General features: G+C 56.4%; 5 protein-coding genes and 1 pseudogene. 1 reads left to right on the forward strand and 5 read right to left on the reverse strand.

Annotated features, from left to right (window positions below; genetic code table 11):
• Positions 1 to 259: 259 nt before the first annotated feature.
• The 4 genes from VMU57_RS11990 to VMU57_RS12005 all read right to left on the reverse strand — a co-directional run bounded on the left by VMU57_RS11990 (position 260) and on the right by VMU57_RS12005 (position 3,113).
• On the reverse strand, positions 260 to 679 hold the full coding sequence (locus VMU57_RS11990; protein WP_325383686.1) for a hypothetical protein: 420 nt from the start codon (positions 677 to 679) through the stop codon (positions 260 to 262).
• Between the two features lie 146 nt (positions 680 to 825).
• Positions 826 to 1,704 carry a lysophospholipase gene (locus VMU57_RS11995; RefSeq protein ID WP_325383688.1) on the reverse strand — a complete coding sequence of 293 codons (879 nt, stop codon included), beginning with the start codon at positions 1,702 to 1,704 and terminating at the stop codon, positions 826 to 828.
• Positions 1,705 to 1,816: 112 nt separating this feature from the next.
• Complete coding sequence (locus VMU57_RS12000) at positions 1,817 to 2,191, reverse strand: hypothetical protein (RefSeq protein WP_325383690.1); 375 nt, start codon at positions 2,189 to 2,191, stop codon at positions 1,817 to 1,819.
• Between the two features lie 31 nt (positions 2,192 to 2,222).
• Positions 2,223 to 3,113, reverse strand: coding sequence for an NmrA family NAD(P)-binding protein (locus VMU57_RS12005; RefSeq protein ID WP_325383692.1), 891 nt, complete (start codon positions 3,111 to 3,113; stop codon positions 2,223 to 2,225).
• A gap of 154 nt (positions 3,114 to 3,267) precedes the next feature.
• On the opposite strand from VMU57_RS12005, the gene VMU57_RS12010 reads away from it, so the two are divergent.
• Positions 3,268 to 4,215 (forward strand): GlxA family transcriptional regulator, encoded by a 948-nt coding sequence (locus VMU57_RS12010; RefSeq protein ID WP_325383694.1) that lies wholly within the window; start codon positions 3,268 to 3,270, stop codon positions 4,213 to 4,215.
• A 342-nt stretch (positions 4,216 to 4,557) separates the two neighbouring features.
• On the opposite strand, the pseudogene VMU57_RS12015 reads toward VMU57_RS12010, so the two are convergent.
• Positions 4,558 to 5,287, reverse strand: a pseudogene (locus VMU57_RS12015) (hypothetical protein); the annotation flags it as partial.

The following is a 5,287-nucleotide window of genomic DNA, read 5'->3' on the forward strand; positions in this document are numbered from 1 at the left end:
TCCCGTTCGCAACCGACACCTCAATTCGTCTCAGCAGGTTCACCACCTGCTCCGGTTGATACCGCTTACCTCGTGCCATCTTGCTCTCCTCATTCCAGTGTCTCTCTTAGTCACTGGCACAAATCAAGCCGGGCACTCCAATTTACCGCCGAGTGTAAGACATGGTTCATACAGCCTTGTCCCCTTCGTTGTATTCGCTGCCATCCCAAGGGGTGCCGCAAACATGCAGGTAGGCAAAAGGCGTGCCTGCAAACATTACTCAGGCGCCCTTATCGCGGACAGTGGTTGGAAGACCATTCTCTTTTGCGTCAAAGGGCCAAGTGATCATCCAATGAGGTCCGATTGGTATCGCTGGACTCGTCTTGTCTGCCGCATTGGTGTTGCTCCTCTGCGTCGCTCCGCAAAGCATGTAGATCATGCCGGGAGATTCATTGGTCGGCTTCGGTTTGCCCTGCATCGCATCCATCATCCATCGCATGCCCATCGGGTTCATGCACATTGGCGGGGCGCCAATCTTATTCTCGTTGCCATGCACGCAAACCCACTCGTTGGTTCCCTTAACCAGAACCGTCAGTGTACCGTCGGCCCCCAGTTCGGCGACGGTCGCATTCCTGGTTACTTGTTCGGGTCCGGAAAGTCGCGCTCTTGTGATTATTGGGTCTTCCGCTTGATCCTGCATTTGTCGCCCTTTCGTTTCGGCGTCGAGGCTATGGGAGCCAGCTTCGCCCGAATGAACCAAACTTTGGCCAGAGCTACTGCTCAACGAAGCAGCAGCAGCTCCGATTGTAGTGACGATGAAATCTCTTCGGGTTCTCATGCTGAAGCTCAAACTGTCAAACCTTTGTCGCCAGCCGCAGCGGGAAGATGGCCATCGATCCAGCTCTTGATATCCGAGATGACCAGCTCTTTGTCGATGTCGTTAAGAAGATCGTGAAAGCCGCCTTCGTAGAGCTTCAGCGTTTTGTCGGTGGAACCGGCCATGTCATAGAAATGCTGGCTGCCGCTTGGCCTTGTGTTCTTATCGTCGGTGCCATGAAGGATCAGGACCGGCAGCGTAATCTGAGAAAACTCCTTTTTGAGTCGCTCATCGGCCCGAACCATCGCGGCCATAGTTTGTGTTGGCTGAGTCTCATGGGCAATCAGAGGATCATTGTTCATTGCTTCAACAGCTTTGGGATCACGAGAGAACCTCTCGTTCGGAAGGTGAAGGATATGCGCGTGTGGTGCGACATGACTCAGCCCTTTGAAGAATGCGAGGGCAAAATCGGGCGCGGGCAACTCGTGGGCAAAACTTTCGCAGATGAGCCCCGTCAACTCAGCCTGGTGATCGAGAGTATAGAGGCAGGCGACAACGCCGCCCGCGCTATGACCAAGCAACAAAATGGGCAGATCTGGTTCGCGAGATTTTACGACGGCCGTAACCGCTTCAACGTCGCGGACGTAGTCTTCAAATGCTTCGACATAAAAGCGCTCGCCGTCCGAGTTCCCGCGACCACGCAGGTCAACAGCATACACGGCTAGGCCATCGGCGACGAACTGCTCCGCTACCCATTCGTAGTATCCGCTGTGGGCGTTGAAGCCGGGGATGATGACGATGATCGCGAAAGGTTTTTCGTCGGGGCGCCAAGACCGAAAAAATATGTTTAGACCAGTTGCTCCTTCGACTGTTTCCTGCTTTGCGGTGGCTATACTTTGCTGCTGCATTGCACGCTCCTTCATGTAAAAATTTGGGTCGTTCGGCACCTGATGCGTGTCGATGTGGCGTCCTCTGGAACCTGCTGCCAGAGGCGCGCTTACTACGATTTGGGATGAGGCACTACTTCGCGCCGTTGGCCCAGCCTTCGGTGAGGAGCATGTGAAGGGGCGTCAGGGGAGTTAGCTCGACCAACTCGAATTCCATGAGCTTCGCCCGACCAAGGGGCAGATTTTCGAGGATGGTGTGCGCCTCTGCCACGGAGGTCACATTCATCAGGAAGACGGGGCCTTTCTGATCCTGGCGAGCCCACATCTGTTCGATCTTGCCATCAAGATAGAGTTGGAGGGTATCTGGTATTTCGTGAGGAAAGATCGCCTTGACTTGCTCGGGTGTTGGCGGAGCGGTGAAACGGCCGAGGGCCAGAATCTTGCTGGTAGGCAGGACAGGGAAAGGACGTTTGGGCGCGATGGCTGCGGGGGTTGTTTCCTGGCTCATGAGAGACTCCAATGTTTGAAATGTGGAACGGCTATGCAACGATCTTCGGGTTTAGTTCATCCATGTGACGTTTTGCGAAATCGCTGACGCTCATAGGCTTGTGTCCGCTGAGCTTTTCGACGTTGTCGTTCATGCTGGACATCACACCGTGCTGATAGTCATCCATTGCGCCGCGGAAGTGCTGCACAACGTATTCGGGGATTCCCAGTGCTTCGAGCGAACTACAGTATTCGTCGATGGAGACGTTCTGGAAGACGATGGGCCGGTTGAGTGCGATGGTGAGCTCTGCTGCAATCTGCTCGTGGTTCATCTCGACGGGACCGAAGAGCGGGTAGGTTTGCCCGGCGTGTTGGGCGGGGTTCTCTAGGAGTGCGGCGACAACGCGTCCGATGTCTTCGGAGGCGACGGGTGCATGGCGGCCATTGCCGACGGGCAAGCGGATGATGCCCTTCTCGCGGAGCAAGGGAAGCTGCCAGGGGTAGAGCAGCCACTCAAGGAAGTAGGTTGGGCGAAGATGGGTGACTGGCAGGCCCGCCCAATTGAGGACCTGTTCTGCGATCCAGCTATCGCGGCAGGAGTGACTGACGGAGGTGCGATTGGCGGATCGTTGCGAGAGGTTGACGAGGGCGGCGACAGAGGCTTCTTTTGCAGCTTGCGCGAAGTTGACGGTCGCCTCAATCAGTCCGGGTTGCACAGGGTATACGAAGTAGGCCGCGTTCGTGCCTTCCATGGCCTGACGGATAGTATCGATCTGATGGAGATCGCCGACCACGATCTCGGCTCCGAGCTTTTCTAAAGCCGCTGCGCGATCATCTTTGACGTGGACCATTGCGCGGACATCGAGTCCGCGCCGGATCGATTCTTCAATAGCAGCGCGGCCAGTATCTCCAGTCGCTCCAGTAATCAGCACCTTGCGCTTCATCTTTACGATCTTCCTCAATGGTCTATCGGGAACGCGGGCCGGAGCATCTTTTGCGACTGCGAGTATGACGAGATTGTAGGCTCGCGTTTCAGCGTCGATATGTCATAAATCCGACGTTTTAGGACATTCGATCGATTTCTGCTACGGTGAATGCGTGAAACGACCGCACAGAATCGGCTTCGTCTTGTACCCCCAAATTTCTACGGTAAACCTGGCTGTCTCGGCTGTGTTCGAGATGGCGAATTGGAAGGCTGGGTATCCGATCTACGAGATTACGCTGGTGTCAGAGCGCGGCGGCCCAGTAGCGACCTCGGTTGGAAGTAACATTCTGACCGAATCCTATAAGCGCCGCTCCTTCGATACGATCCTGGTGGCGGGCGAACACAACCCTGCTGCGGCTGCTCCTCCGGGAGTAGTGAGGTATCTCCGATCTGCGGGCCGCCGGGGAGTTCGCATCGCTTCCATATGTACCGGCACCTTTGTTCTCGCTGAGGCGGGACTGCTCGACGGCCGCCGGGCGACTACCCATTGGAATCACGCAAGATCTTTGCGAGAGCGCTATCCCAAGGTCAACTTGGATGTCGATCGTATCTTCACCTCCGATGGCCCTATCTGGACCTCGGCTGGTATGAGCGCCGGGATCGATCTTGCGCTAGCGCTGGTGGAGGAAGACTTCGGCCGCGAGATGGCCCGAGAGACCGCTAAGTTAATGGTGGTATATCACCGTCGGGCAGGTGGACAGTCGCAGCATTCGACGTTGCTCGATCTGGATGCAACGTCCGATCGCATACAGACCGTGCTCGCGTACGCGAAACGAAATCTGGGTAAACGTCTGTCGATGACTGACTTGGCGGACGCCGCCTGCCTGAGCCCGCGGCAGTTCAGTCGACTTTTCAGAGACGAAACCGGACAGGCTCCCGCCAAGGCTATTGAATTGCTGCGGGTGGAGTCCGCTCGGTTGATGATGGAGGCTGGCCGATTCTCCTCCGAGGAGATCGCTCGCAAAAACGGATTCGGAAACCGTGACCGAATGAGGAGGTCGTTCATTCGGGCCTTCGGGCAGCCACCGCAGGCAATTCAACGCAACATGCGCGCTCTATGAGCACTTAATTGGGAGCGTCTCACGTGGCATTCGTCGATAGGGGCCTTGCCGTGAAGCCCTGCTCTTTCTACGGAGTGTCTTGGCGATGTTTCTCCGAGCAGATCAGTCCTGAGAAGTCGAACAGTGTCCGCCGATTGGATTGCGCATGATTCTCGATTGCCGGTAACAGGGCAATGCACTTATCGAGCTCTGAGCAGGAAGACTTGGGGTGTTATGGATGATTGGTTGGCAACCAGGAAACATTCAGGCGGATTCTCAGAACTGGCGTCTCGCTTCGTACAAAACCGCGATTTCGGACAGTTCATACGCGGCCGGAGCCCGCAAGGTTTACGACCTCGAACGTCACCTCTGAGAGCGACTGGTTGGGTTGAGCAGACCATAGACATCCAATCGGCCGCGAGTACCGACAAATACATGACCGTCCGCAATCGTCGGAATGGTGAAACGAACGGTCATATCGGCACGGTCCCGTTCGTCCTTCTGTTCGCTGTTGTACAGTTCATGCGTAATGTCCCTCGCATCGTACGCATGGAGTACTGCTGGCCTGTCCATGTGCGCTTCGTTCCACTCCTTCGTCGACACCACCCACAGAATCGCATTCTTCGTCCCATCGGCCGAAACGATCGGTGTCGCGCCAGGTGACGACATTCGCGCCGTCATTCCCTTTGCCGCCAGCAGCCCATTCTCAATCGCAAAGTCGCGGGTCACATCGCTTCGATCGGTAAAGAAGATGTGCCCGTTCCAATACGCCGCAGCTCCATACGCATCCTTAACCTTGACGGACTGCACAATGGGGTTGTCGGCTCCCTCCTGAAATTTTCCCAGCTTGTCGCGATCGAGCAAGTAGAACTTGCCCTCCTTCCCCGCAAGCACCAACAAATGCGGATGCGGGCCCGCCTGTGCCGCAAGCAGCACTGGTCCCTGGCTGCCCAGATCCCAATCCTTCGCGTCCAGCACCTTCTGATTGAACGGCGTGAAGTAATCGCGCACCACCAGCCTCTGCCCCTCCCGCCGCAGCTTCAACACGCTGTCGCCGAAGTCCCGCCCGCCCGGCTTCGCTCCATTGAAGTCG

The sequence above is a fragment of the Edaphobacter sp. genome (genome assembly GCF_035532915.1).
Lineage (GTDB): Bacteria > Acidobacteriota > Terriglobia > Terriglobales > Acidobacteriaceae > Edaphobacter.